This window comes from Paraburkholderia sp. BL10I2N1 (genome assembly GCF_004361815.1).
Classification (GTDB): domain Bacteria; phylum Pseudomonadota; class Gammaproteobacteria; order Burkholderiales; family Burkholderiaceae; genus Paraburkholderia.
The window spans coordinates 553,304-570,348 of sequence record NZ_SNWA01000002.1; the positions used below are offsets into that span (position 1 = coordinate 553,304).

Annotated in this window: 20 protein-coding genes; 10 read left to right on the plus strand and 10 right to left on the minus strand. The window is 62.6% G+C overall.

The genetic code is table 11. The features are described 5' to 3' along the window. The first annotated feature begins 10 nt into the window (after positions 1-10). Positions 11-1,117, plus strand: coding sequence for an LLM class flavin-dependent oxidoreductase (locus B0G77_RS24380; RefSeq protein ID WP_133664626.1), 1,107 nt, complete (start codon positions 11-13; stop codon positions 1,115-1,117). A gap of 221 nt (positions 1,118-1,338) precedes the next feature. On the opposite strand, the gene B0G77_RS24385 is transcribed toward B0G77_RS24380, so the two are convergent. Genes B0G77_RS24385 through B0G77_RS24400 form a run of 4 tightly spaced genes read right to left on the minus strand, consistent with a single transcriptional unit; the run spans position 1,339 to position 5,311 of the window. Then, a complete protein-coding gene (locus B0G77_RS24385; protein WP_133664627.1) occupies positions 1,339-2,373 on the minus strand; it encodes an ABC transporter substrate-binding protein in 1,035 nt (344 codons plus the stop codon). 52 nt (positions 2,374-2,425) lie between these two features. Continuing rightward, on the minus strand, positions 2,426-3,262 hold the full coding sequence (locus tag B0G77_RS24390; protein ID WP_133664628.1) for an ABC transporter ATP-binding protein: 837 nt from the start codon (positions 3,260-3,262) through the stop codon (positions 2,426-2,428). Then, a complete protein-coding gene (locus tag B0G77_RS24395; RefSeq protein ID WP_133664629.1) occupies positions 3,256-4,290 on the minus strand; it encodes an ABC transporter permease subunit in 1,035 nt (344 codons plus the stop codon). The genes B0G77_RS24390 and B0G77_RS24395 overlap by 7 nt, the downstream gene beginning before the upstream one ends. Before the next feature lie 25 nt (positions 4,291-4,315). Next, on the minus strand, positions 4,316-5,311 hold the full coding sequence (locus B0G77_RS24400; protein ID WP_133664630.1) for an ABC transporter substrate-binding protein: 996 nt from the start codon (positions 5,309-5,311) through the stop codon (positions 4,316-4,318). A 232-nt stretch (positions 5,312-5,543) separates the two neighbouring features. Between B0G77_RS24400 and B0G77_RS24405 the strand changes: the two genes are divergently transcribed. From B0G77_RS24405 to B0G77_RS24425, 6 genes are all read left to right on the plus strand, one after another. After that, complete coding sequence (locus B0G77_RS24405) at positions 5,544-5,867, plus strand: thioredoxin family protein (RefSeq protein WP_133664631.1); 324 nt, start codon at positions 5,544-5,546, stop codon at positions 5,865-5,867. Beyond that, complete coding sequence (locus B0G77_RS24410) at positions 5,867-6,622, plus strand: GyrI-like domain-containing protein (protein WP_133664632.1); 756 nt, start codon at positions 5,867-5,869, stop codon at positions 6,620-6,622. The genes B0G77_RS24405 and B0G77_RS24410 overlap by 1 nt, the downstream gene beginning before the upstream one ends. Positions 6,623-6,624: 2 nt before the next feature. Then, positions 6,625-7,746 carry a peptidase gene (locus B0G77_RS24415; protein WP_133666849.1) on the plus strand — a complete coding sequence of 374 codons (1,122 nt, stop codon included), beginning with the start codon at positions 6,625-6,627 and terminating at the stop codon, positions 7,744-7,746. Between the two features lie 102 nt (positions 7,747-7,848). Continuing rightward, positions 7,849-8,172, plus strand: coding sequence for a metalloregulator ArsR/SmtB family transcription factor (locus tag B0G77_RS24420; protein WP_133664633.1), 324 nt, complete (start codon positions 7,849-7,851; stop codon positions 8,170-8,172). Positions 8,173-8,197: 25 nt separating this feature from the next. Continuing rightward, positions 8,198-8,344: a hypothetical protein gene (locus B0G77_RS43425; RefSeq protein ID WP_166656266.1), complete on the plus strand. Its 147-nt coding sequence runs from the start codon at positions 8,198-8,200 to the stop codon at positions 8,342-8,344. Positions 8,345-8,367: 23 nt separating this feature from the next. Further along, positions 8,368-8,805 (plus strand): SRPBCC domain-containing protein, encoded by a 438-nt coding sequence (locus B0G77_RS24425; protein ID WP_133664634.1) that lies wholly within the window; start codon positions 8,368-8,370, stop codon positions 8,803-8,805. 33 nt (positions 8,806-8,838) lie between these two features. On the opposite strand, the gene B0G77_RS24430 is transcribed toward B0G77_RS24425, so the two are convergent. From B0G77_RS24430 to B0G77_RS24455, 6 genes are all read right to left on the minus strand, one after another. Then, on the minus strand, positions 8,839-9,759 hold the full coding sequence (locus B0G77_RS24430; RefSeq protein WP_133664635.1) for a dihydrodipicolinate synthase family protein: 921 nt from the start codon (positions 9,757-9,759) through the stop codon (positions 8,839-8,841). 210 nt (positions 9,760-9,969) lie between these two features. Further along, positions 9,970-10,953 (minus strand): MDR family oxidoreductase, encoded by a 984-nt coding sequence (locus tag B0G77_RS24435; protein ID WP_133664636.1) that lies wholly within the window; start codon positions 10,951-10,953, stop codon positions 9,970-9,972. A gap of 63 nt (positions 10,954-11,016) precedes the next feature. After that, the gene (locus tag B0G77_RS24440; protein ID WP_133664637.1) at positions 11,017-11,649 is read right to left on the minus strand and encodes a TetR/AcrR family transcriptional regulator; all 633 of its coding nucleotides are present in this window, start codon (positions 11,647-11,649) and stop codon (positions 11,017-11,019) included. Between the two features lie 144 nt (positions 11,650-11,793). After that, a complete protein-coding gene (locus tag B0G77_RS24445) occupies positions 11,794-12,105 on the minus strand; it encodes a hypothetical protein (RefSeq protein WP_133664638.1) in 312 nt (103 codons plus the stop codon). 1 nt (position 12,106) lies between these two features. After that, a complete protein-coding gene (locus B0G77_RS24450) occupies positions 12,107-13,465 on the minus strand; it encodes an acyclic terpene utilization AtuA family protein (RefSeq protein ID WP_133664639.1) in 1,359 nt (452 codons plus the stop codon). Between the two features lie 25 nt (positions 13,466-13,490). Beyond that, complete coding sequence (locus B0G77_RS24455) at positions 13,491-14,795, minus strand: citrate:proton symporter (protein ID WP_133664640.1); 1,305 nt, start codon at positions 14,793-14,795, stop codon at positions 13,491-13,493. 99 nt (positions 14,796-14,894) lie between these two features. Between B0G77_RS24455 and B0G77_RS24460 the strand changes: the two genes are divergently transcribed. The 3 genes from B0G77_RS24460 to B0G77_RS24470 are packed head-to-tail and all read left to right on the plus strand — an operon-like array spanning position 14,895 to position 16,947. Next, positions 14,895-15,800 carry a LysR family transcriptional regulator gene (locus B0G77_RS24460; RefSeq protein ID WP_133664641.1) on the plus strand — a complete coding sequence of 302 codons (906 nt, stop codon included), beginning with the start codon at positions 14,895-14,897 and terminating at the stop codon, positions 15,798-15,800. A 46-nt stretch (positions 15,801-15,846) separates the two neighbouring features. After that, on the plus strand, positions 15,847-16,236 hold the full coding sequence (locus tag B0G77_RS24465) for an MAPEG family protein (protein ID WP_133664642.1): 390 nt from the start codon (positions 15,847-15,849) through the stop codon (positions 16,234-16,236). A 30-nt stretch (positions 16,237-16,266) separates the two neighbouring features. Next, positions 16,267-16,947, plus strand: coding sequence for an alpha/beta hydrolase (locus tag B0G77_RS24470; RefSeq protein WP_133664643.1), 681 nt, complete (start codon positions 16,267-16,269; stop codon positions 16,945-16,947). Positions 16,948-17,045: the final 98 nt, after the last annotated feature.

Here is a 17,045-nt window from a genome sequence, read left to right on the forward strand (position 1 = left end):
AGAACACGCCATGAGCGTCGAATTCATCGGCTACGTCAGTCATCAGGAATCGAGCGAAATCCATCTGCCACAAGGGCCTGCGGTCAATCCGCCGTATCTTGCGGCGGTGGCGCAGGCGCACGAGTACGGCGGCTTCCATCGCGTGTTGATCGCCCATTCGAGCGCGTCGCCGGATGGCTTTCAGATCGCGTCGTTCGTTGCACAGCAGACAAGGCGCCTTGGCATCCTGCTCGCCCATCGTCCAGGCTTCGTCGCCCCGACGCTTGCCGCCCGCCAGCTCGCGACGCTCGATCATTTCAGTGCAGGCCGCGCCGCCGTGCACATCATCTCCGGCGGCGACGACACAGAGCAGCAGCGCGATGGCGACTACCTCGCGCACGATGAGCGCTATCGGCGCACCGATGAATACCTCGACATCGTCAAACGGGCATGGACAAGCGACGTGCCGTTTGATCACGAAGGCGCGTATTACCGTGTCACCGGCCACAAATCGCAGGTGCATCCGCTTCAGAAGCCGCATCTGCCTGTCTACTTCGGCGGCTCGTCGGACGCGGCGATTGCGGTCGCAGGCAAGCATGCCGACGTGTTTGCACTGTGGGGCGAATCTCTCGCAGCGGCAAGGGAAACCATCGAGCGCGTCCGTGCGGCCGCTGCGCCGTATGGGCGCGCCGCGCAGATACGCTTCAGCCTCTCGCTGCGTCCGATCATCGCTGCGACAGAAGAGGCAGCGTGGGCACGTGCCGAATCCATTCTTGCGCGTGCGAAAGACGTCGTCGCTGCCTCGCCCAATTTCGCGCGCCGGCCTAAAGACCCAAAGAACGTCGGCTCGCAGCGCCTCCTTGCCGAAGCGGACAGGGGCCATGTCGTCGACAAGCGACTTTGGACCGGCATCACCGCATTGACGCGGGCGGCAGGCAATTCGACGTCGCTCGTCGGCACGCCGCAGCAGGTCGCGGATGCGCTGCTCGAATATCACGAGCTGGGTATCTCAACGTTCCTTATTCGCGGCTTTGATCCGCTGGAAGATGCGCTCGCCTATGGACGCGACCTATTGCCACTCGTGAGGGCGGCTGTTGCGGGTCAGCGCGTGGAAAGCGGCGAAACCGCCGTGGTCTGACGCACGCAATAGTGACCCCGTCCGGCGAATCGTGGCGTGTCGAACGCGGTCGCGTTGGGGGCATCGTGCACCGCGCCGTCGCCCCAACTGGAGCGTGCACATCCGCTGCACGGGACAACCTTGCTCGAAGCGCGCTACAGCCACCGCGCATGTTCTACACGCGCGCGATGCCTCAATCGCCCAAAGCCCAGCTGCCATACGTCGTCAACCGTTCACCCGCCCTAAGCCAGCACGTCGGAAAACACACGCGTCGCGAAGTGGTCAGAATTCGTGCCAGTATTGATCACGCCGACCGACTTCAGGTCGTCCGCGTATAGCGCGATCTCTTTCCTGAACGCATCGCCTACCGGGTGATGACGGTCGGTATGGCTCTTCAGCATCGCCGTGAGCTGACCGACGTCCGCGCCTGGCGTGTAAGCCGAGAAGATGGCGGCTGCGTCGGCGGGGTGGCTGGCTGTCCACTCAGTTGCGTCCAGTAATGCCTGAGTCAGAGCCTGCGCCGTTGCACGGTCTTTGCGAATCAGCGAACCGCGAACGCCCAGCACGCAGCACACCCGGTTCTGGTACTCGCCACAAAGGTTGTTCGACACCTCCTGCAAGTGGTCCGACTCGCGCAGCGTCCAGATGGTCGGATCGCCGTCGGCAATGGCCTGCACTTCCCCCTTCCTGAGCGCTTCCCCGAGCAGGGTCGCGGGATATTGCCGCCAGCGAACGTCGTTGTCCGGATCGATGCCGAGCTTCTTTAAGGCGATCGCGAAGAAATTCTTTGCGGGGCTCGCCATGTCGCTCACACCGACTGTGCGTCCCTTGAGACCCGGCAAGTCGACGATGCCAGCCGCCTTCGTCGCCAGCAGCCGCATGCAGCCGCCGTGAATGCCTGCCGTCAGCTTCACGTCGAAGCCCTGCTCTAGCGGCTTGATCCAGCGCAGCGCCATGCCGACGCCGGCATCCGACTTACCCGTTGCGATCGCCTCCAGCAACTGATCCGTCGAGCCCGCGAAATTGACGAGTTCCACCTGAAGCCCATGCTTCTGGAAGAAGCCCTGTTTGACCGCGACTGGCACGGGCGCCGTGCAGATCGCACCAGCATTCCATGACAGCTTCAACGGTTTGAGGTTGTCGTCCGCCAGGGCGCGCTGTCCTGAAAGGCCTGGCGATACATCGCCCAGCGCCGCCGCACCCGCGGTCCAGACCGTCTTGCGCAGCCATGCGCGACGCGCACGATTCGCCGGCGCGGAGTCGTCATTGAAGTTCATCGCTTGCATTCCCCATTGCGTGGTGTTGTGGTTAGTGAAGGTAGCCTGGCGCTCACGCATCGAGTCCGAGTTGAGCCAGTACTTCGCGGCGTAGCGCAACGAGCTTCGGATCGTCGCGGTGACGCGGATAAGGCGCGTCGTTTCGCACTTCCGCCACGACCCGCGCAGGACGCTCGCTGAGAACGATGACGCGATTCGCGACGTACAGCGCCTCCTCGACGTCGTGCGTGACAAGCAGTACCGAGAAGCGTGCCGCCTGCCACAGGCGCACCAGTTCGCCCTGCATGCGGATGCGCGTGAGCGAATCGAGCTTGCCGAACGGCTCGTCAAGTACGAGCAGCGCCGGATCGTTCACAAGCGCGCGCGCCAGCGCGGCGCGCTGCGCCATGCCGCCCGAAAGCTGATGCGGAAACGCATCGGCGAATTGTGAAAGGCCGACCAGTTCGAGCGCGGCATCGATGCGACCGTCGACACTGCGCGCGTCCGGATTCTTGCGCGCAATGCGGCCCGAGCGCTGCGCTTGCGGGCCTAATCCGACGTTGTCGCGCACCGTGCGCCACGGAAAGAGCGTCGGGTCCTGGAACACGACCACGCGCGACGGATCAGGTCCATCGACGGGCACGCCGTTCGCATGCAAGCTTCCCGTCACGGGCTTTTCCAGACCCGCCACGAGGCGAAGCAACGTCGATTTTCCGCAACCGCTTGGGCCGAGCAGCGCGACACATTCGCCCGGATCGACAGATAGACTCACGTCGTCGAGAACCGACAGCGCTTCACCTTGCAGAGCGAAGCGATGGCTGACGTGGCGTATTTCGATGCGGGCGCCCTCGCGGACATGACCCGACGCAAACGCGCCGGACGAGACGAGAACTTCGGATGTAGCTACCATTTGAGCATTCCCTTTTGCCAGGCGAGCAGACGATCACGTACGCGAAACAGAAGCGTGATCAGACCGGAACACATCAGCGCCATCACCAGCAGCGCCGCATACATGTTCGAGTACGCGGCCCAGCCCTGCGCCCACTGCAGATACCAGCCGAGCCCCGCCTTCACGCCCATCATTTCGGCGACGATCAGCACCGAGAACGACGCGCCGAGCCCCATAAAAAGGCCGACGAACACCGACGGCAACGCAGCCGGAATCGCGACCTTCAGAATCAGAAACGACGGCCGCGCGCCAAGCGTGCGGGCAACGTCGTAGTAGGCGGAATTGACGCTCGCGACACCAGACCAGGTCAGTACGGCTACGGGAAACGCAGTCGCCAGGGCGATCAGGAAAACGCTTGCGCTGAAACTCGACGGAAAGAAGAAAAAGGAGAGCGGCAGCCATGCGGTGGCGGGCAACGGCCCGATCAAACGCAACACCGGATGCAGCCAGTAGCCGACCGCACGCGACCAGCCGATGCTCACGCCCACGACGAAGCCGGCCAGCGCACCGATCGCGTAGCCGTACAGGAGCAGCCCAAGAGAATGGACGACGCTTGCGGACAGCCGTGGAAAATCGTCGAAATAAACGCCGATCAACGCCTGCGGCGGCGCAAAGAAGGGACGAGGCAGCCATTCGAGCTTCGCCGTCACGATTTCCCACGCGCTGACGCCAAGCGCGAGCGCAAGCAACCACGGCGCGGTGGCTAGCCATGCCTGCGCGCGCGACGGGTCGTCTCGCGCCAATGAGCCGGCGTGCCATCCGATTACGCCAAGGAGCGCAGACGCGGCGGCAAGCGCGAATTTGAGGATCAGCAGCTCGCGCGTGTTAGACCAATCGTCGAGACTCGGCCACCATTGGGTGATTGCCGCGCTACCCAGCCACGCCAACGCGGCAACGGTCGCAACGACGATCCGGCCGCTTCGCTCGCGTGGCTGGCCACCCGCGTTTTCGAGGTCGGCGAGTTCGAGTGTTTGCGTTTGAGAGGACATATCGATGTGCCTTTAGGTGATGCGCTCACGCGCCAGCGATGCGGGTGTCGGAGATTGCGCGAACATCGATGCGGCGCGGCAGGATCGCATCGTGAAACGCGCTGTCGGCGACCTTTTGAAGGGCGGCGATATCCGCATCGACGACGAAACGCTGCTTCAGCGCCGAACGCCTCGTGATCTGCTTCGCGGCGTCGATTGGCGCCCGCGTGAGGGTTGCGTAGATCTGTGCGTAGGCGTCGGGATTCGCGAGCGCCCAGTCGCCAGCACGTTGCAGCCGCAACAGGACGTCGGCAATGGCGAGGCGCTTCTTCCCGTCTGCCACCGCCGCGCCGGATGCCGTGATGAATCCCAGCCCGCTGTTGATGCCGGTACCGTCGCGCAGAATGCGTGCCCCGCGCTGTATCGCGATGCCATAGTACGGATCGAAGGTGGCCCACACTTCTATGGCGCCTGATGCAAACACGGCGAATGCGTCTACCGGAAGGATGAAGCGGACCGTGACGTCGCCCTTCGACAACCCCGCTTCCGCGAGCGCGCCGTAAAGCTGAAACTGCGAAATACTTCCGCGTGCGGACGATACGAACACGGTGCGCCCCTTCAACCCGGCGACGTTACGAATGGTCGAGTTCGGCCCGACGAGGATGCCGAGCTGCGCACCCGACCCGACTCGCGTCGCCACGATTCTCAGCGACGGGTCACCTGCCGCCGCAGCGAGAACAGGCAGATCGCCGGCCGGTGCCAGATCGACGGCTCCTGCGCGTTGCGCTTCGAACAGCGGTGCCGCCCCCTGGAAGTTGGCCCAGCGAAACGCGTATGGCGCCCCGTCGAGCACCTTCGCGGCCTCGGCCAGGGCGCGCGTGCCACCGGCCTGATCGCCGAGCACAAGCGTGACCGACCCGAGATCGGCGGCGTAGGCCTCTGGTATATGCAGTGCGCCTGGCGCAGCGACAACAGGTGCTGCCGCCAGGAGACCCAGCACGCGTCTTCTTGCCAGAAATGAAGTTGGAGCAGATGAAGTCATACGTCCTCGCTTGCGATATGAACGCAAGCGTAGCGACGAAGCGCACACCTGAGAATTATTCTATTTGTATATGTTTATATCGACTCAACATTTATGTTTTGCGTCTTCCGCGCGATCCATCAGAGGGGGATTCGCTTGTATGGGAGACCGCGGCGCAGGTCTGAACCACGATTTTTCCGGTACATTAATCACAAAGGCGGCTCGCGCCGTCGCAACCGTAATCCGGAACCCTATGGCAACGCATACTCCCTACTCACCCTCCGCGCCGAGCCGCGCGCAAGTTGCCGCGCTTGCCGGCGCGACAGTCCTCGAATTCGGCACCGACTGGTGCGGCTACTGTCAGGGTGCCCAGGCATTGATCGGACAGGCCTTCGGGCAGCATCCCAACGTTCGTCACCTCAAGATCGAAGACGGGCCAGGGCGGCTCCTTGGCCGTTCATTCAAGGTCAAACTGTGGCCCACGCTGATCTTCGTGCGCGACGGCAACGAAGTCGCACGGGTGGTACGGCCGTCGAACGTCGGCGCCATCCATGAAGGGTTCGCTGCGCTGGCTTGATGCGCAATTTTCATCGCATCTATCGCGCCCTGACGGGCGAAAGCGTCGTTGAAACCGTTCAGCGCCTGCGGCTGGCACAGGCCGCGCATCATCTGACCGAAGCAACCGACACGGTAACCACGATTGCCCATCACGTCGGTTACGAAAGTCCACAAGCCTTCGCGAGAGCCTTTCGCGGATTCGCCGGTGTCAGCCCGAGCGCCTTCCAGACGCGGCAACGAAATCTGGCTGCCTCACACACTCCGGCAGAAAAATCGACGACGCGCAATGAGAAAGCGGCCGACACAGGTTTGCCGATCGTCGAACTTACCGAGCTGCCGTCCATCGATGTTCTTTGTCTTCGCCACCATGGGCCGAACACCACCATCGGGCAGACGTTCCGGACACTGCTACAAATGCTGCGCTGCGACGGCGCTTCCGCGAAAGACCAACGGATGATCGGCATCTGCTCGGGCGATCCCGAGGAGAGCGGCAGTTTCTCTTACCTCGCCGGAATCGTGCCGGCAACGCCGACTGAACCGTTTGGCTCAATCGAGCCTGTGCGAATCGAGGGCGGTCTCTATGCCACTCACCGACTCGTCGGCCCGTATGCGCTCGTTGCGCCGACCTTTCGAGCCCTGTTCGGAGGCTGGTTGCCTCAGAGCGGCTACGAGCCAGACGACCGCCCGGCCCTGGAGTTCTATCGGAACCCGCCGCGGTCCGGTCTGCGGCACAGGTGCGTGACAGATCTCATGATTCCCATCCGGAGGGAATGAACATGCTTCGTCGTTGCGTTGCCGCCGTCGCGTTCATTGCGGCGTTTTCGACAGGTGCTGCCGCGCCCGCAGACACAGCGGACACTGCACCCCAGTATCACGTCGGGGAGACCATACGTCTGTTTCACCCCAACGTCGCCCGCAACTGGCGCGGCGCTCAGACTGAGGGGCTCCTGACAACAATCTGGTATCCGGTCGACGCCGAACTGCCCGAGGCACCGCATGACATCGGTGAGCCCGGCGCCCCGATTTTTCGTGGACATCCCTCCGTCAATAAAGCGCCGCTGTCATCCGTACATCAGAAATATCCGCTGCTCCTGCTGTCGCACGGTACCGGCGGCAGCGCGGATAGCCTCGACTGGCTGGCGTCCGCACTAGCCGCACAGGGTTATGTCGTGGCAGGCGTCAACCATCCAGGCAATAACGCGCTGGAACCGTTGACGCGCGAAGGCTTCATACTTTGGTGGGAACGCGCCACAGACGTCAGCGAAGTGCTCGACGCCCTCCTCGCCGATCCGACGCTGCGTCCCCGAATCGACACGGACCGGGTGGGAGCCGTGGGTTTCTCGCTCGGCGGCTATCCAGTTCTGGAACTGGCCGGTGCGCGAACCAATTTTCCGGCCTTCGAACACTTCTGCCGCTCGCCCGCTGCCGACGCTATCTGTCGTCCGCCCGAAATGGAGCGTCTCAAGGACAAGTCAGATGCGCCGGGCGCGCTCTCGCCGAAAGCGACGGCGTCCCTCGCGCGTGCCGGTGCTTCGTATCGCGATGCGCGCATAAAGGCCGTCTTCGCCATCGCTCCGGCTCTGGGCGAAGCATTCGACAATACTTCTTTCACCGAAGTGAATATCCCCGTGTCGCTGATTGCCGGCGCAGCCGATGTGACCGCGCCGGTTGAAACGAACATCCGGCGCATAGGCGGGTTCCTGCCCAAGGCAGACCTGGTCCTGGTGCCAGGAGCGGCCCACGACACGTTCCTCGATACTTGCCTGCCGGCCGTGGTGGATCGCCTCGCGAACATCTGCAAGGACAATCCCGGCGTCGACCGCGACGCGATCCATACTCAGACGATCGAACGAGCCCTGGACTTTTTCGCAAGGACGTTGCCTTCGAAAACGTTGTAGCCCGGCGCGATGGCGTGAACGCGGCCGCACCAACGGGTCACTTGACGACTCATAACCAGCGAGCTATTATTTAATCAATAGCTCACTGGTTATGGATTTGTCATGCAAACAGGGTTCGACAACCTCTTCACCGCGCTCTCCGATCCGACCCGCCGCGGGATTTTCGAACAGTTGGCGCGCGATGGGGAACAGACGGTGCGGGCGTTGACGGATCGAGCCGGCATTTCACAACCTGCTGTTTCGAAGCACCTCGGCATCCTGAGACAGGCCGGCCTGGTGCGCCACCGGCGTGCCGGCCGCGAGGCCCACTACAGCGCGGAGCCCAAAGGTCTGGCACCACTGGTCGACTGGATGGGGCTATACGGCGCCTTCTGGAACAAGCGCTTCGATCAACTCGAATCCCTCCTGAACCGAATGGATCAATAGGTATCCTGCTGAAAGGAGTTCGCCCATGCTGAGCGTGAATTGCTACGGCAAAAAATATGTGAACGGCACGACCCGGCGAAGTCCGTCCCTGAACTATAAGGTCGGCCACACGATCGGTCTCACCCGCCGCTCCCATGCGCTTTTCGACGAAATCGAAAGCAGATATCTTTAGCCTCCCTTACGTTAGGTTGACCCATGACCGCGAATCCTGCCGACACCCGCTCGCTTGTCGTTGAACGTCAGATATCCCACTCGCCTGAAAAAGTCTGGCGTGCCCTGACTCAGAGCCACCTGATCGAAGACTGGTTGATGCCGAACAATTTTCAGCCTGTCGTCGGCCACAAGTTCAATCTTCGCGCCGACCCGATGCCGCACTGGAACGGCGTAACCGATTGCGAAGTCCTCGCTATCGAACCCGGAAGACTTCTCTCGTACAGTTGGAACTCGTCAGGCGACGAAGCCGGTCGATTGACCACCGTCGTTACCTTCACGCTGACATCCACGAACGGCGGTACCCATCTTCGAATGGAGCAGTCTGGTTTCAGGCCCGACAACGAGCAGAACTATCAGGGCGCCCGCTATGGCTGGCAGAAATTCCTTGGTGAGCTGGATCGCGTGGTGGCTGAGTTGTAAAGCGCTTGTTAAGCGCGTGCAGCGTGACTGCCCTTACTTCCCCCAGCGCAGCACGAGCGGATCGAGTCGGCGCGCGACCTTGAGCAAGCCTTCGCGGACGGCCGGATGCATCGGTGCCAACGGATGGCGCACAGCATCCGACGCGATGACACCGCCCTCTTTCATCAACACCTTGCAAGCTGCAAGACCGCACTGGCGGTTTTCGTAGTTGATGAGCGGCAGCCATTGCTGATAGAGCGCTGCGGCCTGCTCCGTGTCGCCGCCCGCGTAGGCGTCGACGATCTTGCGGATGCCGTCGGGATATCCGCCACCCGTCATCGCGCCGGTGGCGCCGGCGTCGAAATCCGGGATCAGCGTGATGGCCTCTTCACCGTCCCACGGGCCGACGATCGCCTCGCCGCCGAGTTCGATCAGTTCGCGCAGCTTCGATGCGGCCTGCGCCGTCTCGATCTTGAAGTACGACACATTCTTCACGTCCTTCGCCAGTTGCGCGAGGAACGGTGCGGATAGGGGCGTGCCGGCGACCGGCGCATCCTGAATCATGATCGGGATGTCGATGGCGTCCGACACCCGACTGTAGAACTCGCGGATGCCGCGCTCCGACACGCGAATGGTGGCGCCGTGATAAGGCGGCATGATCATCACCATCGCGGCGCCCGCGTCCTGCGCGGCGCGGCTGCGTTCGGCACAGATATGCGTGCTGAAGTGCGTCGTCGTGACAATCACCGGCACGCGGCCGGCGACATGATCGAGCACAGTCGTTTGCACTGCGGTGCGCTCGTCGTCGGTAAGCGCGAACTGCTCGGAAAAATTCGCGAGAATGCAGATGCCGTCGGAACCCGCATCGATCATGAAATCGATCGCGCGCTTCTGACCTTCCAGATCGAGACGGCCCTGGTCGTCGAAGATGGTGGGCGCGACGGGGAATACGCCGCGATAGACTTTTTGCGTCATGGCAAGGTGTCTCCTTTGTTCGGATCGCATCGACTATATCGTCGTCCGCGTTCCGGCGCATAATGAAACCTTTCCATGCCATGATCGCTTTTGCGACTTACCCTTCAAAGACAGGTTCTGACGCAACATTGTGCAGGGATCGGCCGGCGGTGAGTGGCGGCTGGATTTGCGGGGCGGCCTCGCGCTGCCAGTTTCGCTGACGTGCCGCGCTCAGCGGTTCACATCGACGACGAGCCGCCCCCTGACAGCACCCTTCAGCAGATCGATTGCCGCGGATATCGCATCGGCAAGCCCGATTTCTCGTGTCATTTCATCGAGGTGTCGCGTGTCGAGATCTTTCGCCAGGCGTCGCCAGGCTTCCTTGCGCTGCGCAACAGGACGCATGACGCTATTGATGCCCAGCAGACTGACACCGCGCAGGATAAACGGCGCGACGGTTGTCGGAAGGTCCATGCCTTGCGCGAGGCCGCAAGCCGCGACTGCGCCGTCGGCGCGAATGCCTGCGCAGACATTCGCCAGCGTGTGACTGCCTACGGAATCGATCGCTGCGGCCCACCGCTCCTTTTGCAGCGGACGGCCAGGTTCGGCAAGCGTGCTGCGATCGATGATGTCAGCCGCGCCCAGACGCTTCAGATAATCCGCTTCCTGCGGTCGTCCCGTCGACGCGACGACCCGATAGCCAAGCGCGGCAAGCAACGCTATGGCAAAGCTGCCCACACCGCCGTTGGCGCCGGTGACGAGCACGTCGCCGTGTTCCGGCTTGAGGCCGTGACGCTCCAGCGCGAGGATGCTCAGCATGGCGGTATAGCCGGCCGTGCCGACGGCCATCGTCTGTTTCAGCGACAAACCATCGGGCAACGGGATGAGCCAGTCGCCCTGGACCCGCGCCTTCTGGGCGAGGCCGCCCCAGTGCTGTTCGCCGACGCCCCAGCCATTGAGTACAACCGGATCTCCCGCAGCAAAGCCGGGGTGCGTGCTCGCTTCGACGGTGCCGGCGAAATCGATGCCGGGCACCATCGGAAAACTGCGGACCACCGGTCCCTTGCCGGTAATCGCGAGACCGTCCTTGTAGTTGAGCGTGCTGTACGCAACCCTCACGAGTACCTCGCCGGGCGGCAGTTGCGAATCGCTGAGTGCGGCGATTCTGGCGCTATAAGCTTCGTTGTCCTTTTCGACAAGGATGGCATTGAACATGACGGACCCCATTTCGACAGGTTTGAGAAGAAGGGCAGGTTTGCAGATCGGCCACTGGCAACATTAGCGCGGCAGACCCGCGATGAAGCCTTGAAAAAAGATCTCCAGCGGCGCAGCATTCCTGACCAGACGTGCGCGCAGCACCGCGCCCTCCCAGCCGATCCAGAAGAACGCGGCAAGGGCGTCGCAGTCTGCCCGCCCGGCTAGTTCGCCGTGACGCTGCGCGGCGCGCAGACACTCAGCCACCCGATCCTGCCAGCCCTGCAGGATGCCGGCGAGCTGTTCGCGGTATCCGGCAGGGAGTGCGCCAATCTCCTGCCCAAGATTGCCGACCAGGCAGCCGCGGGCGAACGTGTGCCGCGCCATGCCCGCCTTGGCGTCTTCGACGAAGGCACGCAGGCGCCCGAGTGGGGAGCAGCTATCGTCGAGCAGCCAACGATCCAGCTTCGCGCAGAAATACGCGTCATACGCGTTCATCACTTCGCGGCCGAACGCGTCCTTGTTTTCGAAGTAGTGGTAAAACGAACCCTTTGGCACGTTCACCCGCTTGAGCATCGCATCGAGGCCTGTGGCCGTGAAGCTCTGTTCGGTCAGCAGTTCCATGCCGGATCGGATGAGCGCGCCGCGCGCGTCCCCATACTCACGAGATGGGCCTGGCGGGCGGCCGCGGCGAGGTTTGGCTGTTGGCGTTTCCATGCGATCGATATTAGACCGATCGTCTATAGAATTCAATTAGTCTTGCTCGCCGACCTCAGCATTCCGCACGGCGTCGAGTGAAGCTTTGCGATGTCGTCTGCAATCGCTCGATGAGCGGCAACGCGGCGATCGACTCACGTGGACCTAACGAATATCCGCGACGTCCAGATCCATCAACGCGGAACTCAACGATTTGCCGTGCGCGTCGAGGGCAAGTGAACGCGTGACGCCGCCACCGAGCGCCTGCCCAAGTACAAAATTGAATGCTGCGAGATTGGGCAACTCGTAGCGCACGACGTCGCCGTGCACGACGTCGCTCAAATGGGCTTTCACACGCTCAGCAGTCAGTTCCTGGCGCAGATGCCCGTAATGACGCGCGTCGTGGCAGATGACCGATACGTTCAGCGTGTTGCCCTTGTCACCGGTTCGCGAGTGAGCGAGTTCCCGTAGTTTCATTTCACGCCTCCACAAACTCGAATGCAGGTTTGACGTCCGTCCGTGGCAGCAGGACTGACTGGACGGCGAGCACTTCGCGGGTCGATTTCGTCACGCCGCCACCACCGGCAGGGCCGTTGGTGTAAAGCGTCTCGACCTCGTTACCGATCAGCAGGGCCTGCTCCACCGACGCAGTGCGGCCAACCACGCGCGCGCGAACCTCATAAGGCTCACCGCCGCGCCTTCCGGCCGTTTCGCCATACAGCGCATTCACGCCGATCAGATCGAAGCGCAGTTCGCTCGTCTTGACGCCCGTGAACTGGAGTCTCTCCCGCACGACATCGAGCGCAAGTCGCGCACGAGCGAGCGCCCCAGGGCCACCATAAGAGATTTGCCCCTCGCCGATGTACCCATCGACGTACGCTACCGAAACCTTCAGCGTTTCCGTGCGCGGCGTGCCGCGGCCTCCCGTCACGCGAACCCGGTCGGGCGCTTCCTCCTGCACGCGGACCTGCGTGAAATCGGCGACGACATCGGGTTGCAGATATCGAGCCGGATCATGAATCTCATAGATGATCTGCTCCTTGCACGTCGCCTCGGTGACACGCCCGCCCGCATGCGGCACTTTCGTCACGACGACCGAACCATCCGCGCCAACCTCGCCCACTGGAAAGCCGAGCCGGGCGAGGTGCGGGACATCCTTGAAGCCCGGGTCGGCGAAATAGCCACCCGTCACCTGCCCCGCGCACTCGAGCAAATGTCCGACCACGGTCGCCTGGCCGAGCGTGGTCCAGTCGCTCATGTCCCAGCCGAATTCATGGATCAGCGGCGCCGTGAAAAGCGACGGGTCCGCCACCCGGCCAGTCAATACGATGTCGGCGCCGGCGGCTAGCGCGTCGACAATCGGTGCCGCGCCCAGGTAAGCGTTTGCCGAGACGATGCGGTCGTCAAACGACGCGACGCTTTCGCCCGATTCTTCGAAGTGAAAATTTCCCCGCCGCACGACGTCGAGAACATCGTCGCCCGTGACAGCGGCGATTTTCAGACCATCGAGTCCCGACGCAAGCGCGATCTCAGCGGTCTTGCGCGCGGCCGCGCGCGGATTCGCCGCGCCCATGTTCGAGATGATGCGCACGCCCTTCCGCACGGCAATGGGCAGCACCGCCTCCATACGCGCTTCGAGCAGCGGGTCGTAACCGAGTTCAGGATTTTTGCGGCGCGCCTGCTGCGCGATCGCGATCGTCCGCTCAGCGAGACATTCGAACACGAGATAGTCGAGCGCGCCGTGCTCCGCCAGTTCCACCGCCGGCTCGATCCGGTCGCCGGAATAACCCGCGCCTGCGCCAATGCGCACACGGCGTTCGTCTTGAGTTGCAGTCATACGGATACCGCCCATCGAACAGGATTCATACAGAGAAAACGCCCAGCACGACGCACGCGATCGTCATCACGACCGATGCGCCAAACAGGAGCGGAAACGTGAATTTCTGGTGGTCGGCAAGCTCGATGCCGCACAGCCCGACAACGAGAAAAGTCGCCGGCGTGAGCGGACTCACCGGAAAGCCCGTGGTCATCTGGCCCAGCAGCGCGGCCTGGCCGACATGCACCGCCGGCACGCCGAGTTGCCCAGCCACTTCCGCGACGACCGGCAGCACGCCGAAGTAGAACGAGTCGGGATCGAACAGCATGCTGAGCGGCATCGAAATGAGGCCGAGCGCGACCGGAATATGGCCGGCCATGGCGGGCGGCACAAAGCCGACGGCCGCATGCGCCATCGCCTTGAGCATCCCGCTGCCCTGCATGACGCCGGTGAAGACGCCCGCTGCGAGAAGGATGCCGGCCATCATCAGTGCGGCGCGTGCATGCGCGTCGATCCGCTTGCGCTGCATGTCCACGTTCGGATAGTTCACCATCAACGCGACGCACAAACCCACCATGAACATAATTGCCGGTGGAATCTTCTCGCCCATCGCGACCATCGTGCCAAGCACGATCAGCGTCAGGACGATGTTGAACCAGAAGTTCTGCGGGCGGCGCAGCGCCTGTTCTTCGGGTGTGAGTTCGCGTTTCGGCATCGGCACCGAACCGTCCGCCCCGGAGTATCCGAGACGCTTCTCTTCACGGCGGCCGAGCCAGAACGCCATGCCGAATACGAAGACGAGGCCCACGATCTGCACCGGAATCAGCGGATTGAAGAGCGCCGAGATCGGCAGATGAAGCGATGCCGACGCGCGGATCATCGGCCCGGTCCACGGCAGAAAGTTGATCCCCGCCGCCATCGATACCGCGGCGGCGAGCACGCGTCGATCCATTTTCAGACGGTCGTAGAGCGGCAGCATGGCGGGGATCGTCACGAGAAAACACACGGCGCCCGAGCCGTCCAGATGAATCAGCAGCGCGAGCAGCGTCGTTCCCATCACGATGCGTGTCGGCTTTGTACCGACTGCCCGGAGTATCCGGTCGATGATCGGATCCAGCGTGCCCGCGTCGGTGATCGTCCCGAAGTACAGGATCGCGAACACGAACATGCCGACGACCGGCGCGAGACTCTTCAGACCGTCGATCACGAACTTGCTCGTCTGCAGCCCGAAGCCGCCGATCAACGAAGCCGCAATCGGCACGATGATGAGCGCGACCAGCGGCGACATACGTTTCGAAAGGATCGCACCGAGCAGGACGGTGATGGTGGCTAGCCCCAGTAACGGCAGCATATGCTTGTCTCCAGACTTGTCTTTTAGTGTGATCCAGCGTAATTTCAGTCATTCGATAAAGCAATTGAAATGATTTGATTACAACAATCAAAGAACGTAATGGATCTCAATCTTCGCGATATCCGCGCCTTCGTCGCCGTGGCGCAGACGGGCAACTTCACGCGAGCGGCGGCACGCCTGCACCTGTCCCAGCCCGCGTTGACCGTGCAGATTCGCCGACTGGAGGAGACGGTCGGCGTGCGGCTCTTCGACCGCAATAGCCGCAACGTCGCGTTGACGCCCGCCGGCCGGGAATTGCTGCCGGTCCTGCAGAAGTCGCTGCACGACATGGAACACGTGCTGATCGACGCGCGGGCGCTCGGCGAGGGTTCGAGCGGCATGGTGAGAATCGCCTGTCTGCCGACGTTCGCTGCAAGCGTGCTGCCCGACCTGATCCTCGATCTGAAGAAGGACGTCCCGCACGCTGGCTTCGATATCCGCGACGTGGTGGCGAGTATGGTGAATACGCTGGTGCGCAACGAAGATGTCGATATCGGGCTGACAGGGGGCGACCTGTCGGACGCTGCGTTTGAAATCCTGCACTCCGGCGTGGATCGTCTCGTTGTGGTGTGCCCGAAGGAACATCCCCTTGCGCGGCGGCGGCGCATCAAATTGAAGGATCTGGTCAGCGTGCCACTGGTGCTGACGGCGCAGGGAACGAGCGTCAGGGCGGTGGTCGACGCCGCGCTCGCGAGCGCCAGTTACACGCCCGAGATCACCTGCGAGCCGACCTACATGATGACTGCCGTGGCGATGGTGCGTGGCGGCCTCGGCGTGACCATTCTTCCGGGCACGGCGCGCGAGGTTCTGGCGGAGCCTGGGCTGGTTGCCCGGCCAATTGACGATGCAGCCTTTGTACGACCGATCGCGCTGATCAAAAAGCGTGGACGTACCCTGCCTCCCGTGACAGAGAGGTTTGTGGCGGCCATGCTGAACAGGATCGGTCACGCTGGATGGATTCAGTAGCACCGCAATAGAGTCGTCGCACCCGACCTTAACGACTGGAGCCACGATGACAATCGAGCTGACCATCCTCGCCTGGACCCTGGTTCTTGCCCTCGTCCAGGTGCTTCTTCCTGCCATGCTTCGCAATCGCGAGTGTGGAATCGCCTATAACGCGAGTCCACGCGACGAACCAGAGGCAACGGTGGGGAAAGTCACGGGAAGGCTCATGCGCGCGCAAAGCAACCTCTTCGAAACCCTGCCGGTTTTCACCGCCGCGATTCTGATTGCCCACGTGGCGGACCGCGAAGGTGCGCTGACGCATTGGGGCGCGTGGCTCTATCTGATCGCGCGAGTCGCTTATGTGCCGCTCTATGCCGCGGGCGTTCCGTATATCCGCTCGCTGGTCTGGCTCGTGTCGCTTGGCGGTATCCTGCTTGTACTGATCCCGATCATCTGAACTTTTCCTGACGCTGAGGAGTGTCAAATCATGACCGACCTGTCGCCGACCATCGAAATCGAAACTGCGCCGGCCCCAAAGTTCGCCGTTATCCTCATGCATGGCCTCGGCGCCGACGCCAACGACTTCGTGCCACTCGTCCCCGAACTGCATCTGTCCGATGCACCCGCCGTGCGCTTCGTATTTCCCAATGCGCCGGAGATTGCCGTTACCGCGAACAACGGCTACGTGATGCGCGCGTGGTACGACATCCGGTCGTTCCAGGGCGTCAACCGCGAGGTCGACGAGGCAGGTATTGCAGCATCCTGCGTGACCGTGCGCCGCTTGATCGAAGCGCAGAATCAGCGTGGCATTCCCACTTCGAATATCTTTCTCGCAGGTTTCTCGCAAGGCGCGGCGTTGACCTATTCAGCGGGGCTGACGCACCCTGATGCGCTTGCCGGGCTCATCGTGATGTCCGGTTATGTGCCGTCGCAGCGCTTTATCGAAAGCCAGTTGAGCGCCGCGAACCGACACGCGCCGGTCTTTGCCGCGCACGGCAGATTCGACGACGTATTGCGGATCCAGTTGGGGGAAGCCGCACGCGACTTTGCAATCGCACAGGGTTGCAAGGTTGAATGGAGCGCGTATCCGATGCCGCACTCGGTTTGCGAGGATGAGATCGACGCGCTGCGTACCTGGCTAGGTGCGCGCCTCGTGGCTTCCTCCTGACGGGTCCCGCAACGCATCGTAAGTGCTGGTTGCTTTGCGTCTCACGACGCAAAGCGAGACCGGACGAAGACACGCCATCGTCATATTCGCGCCGCTTG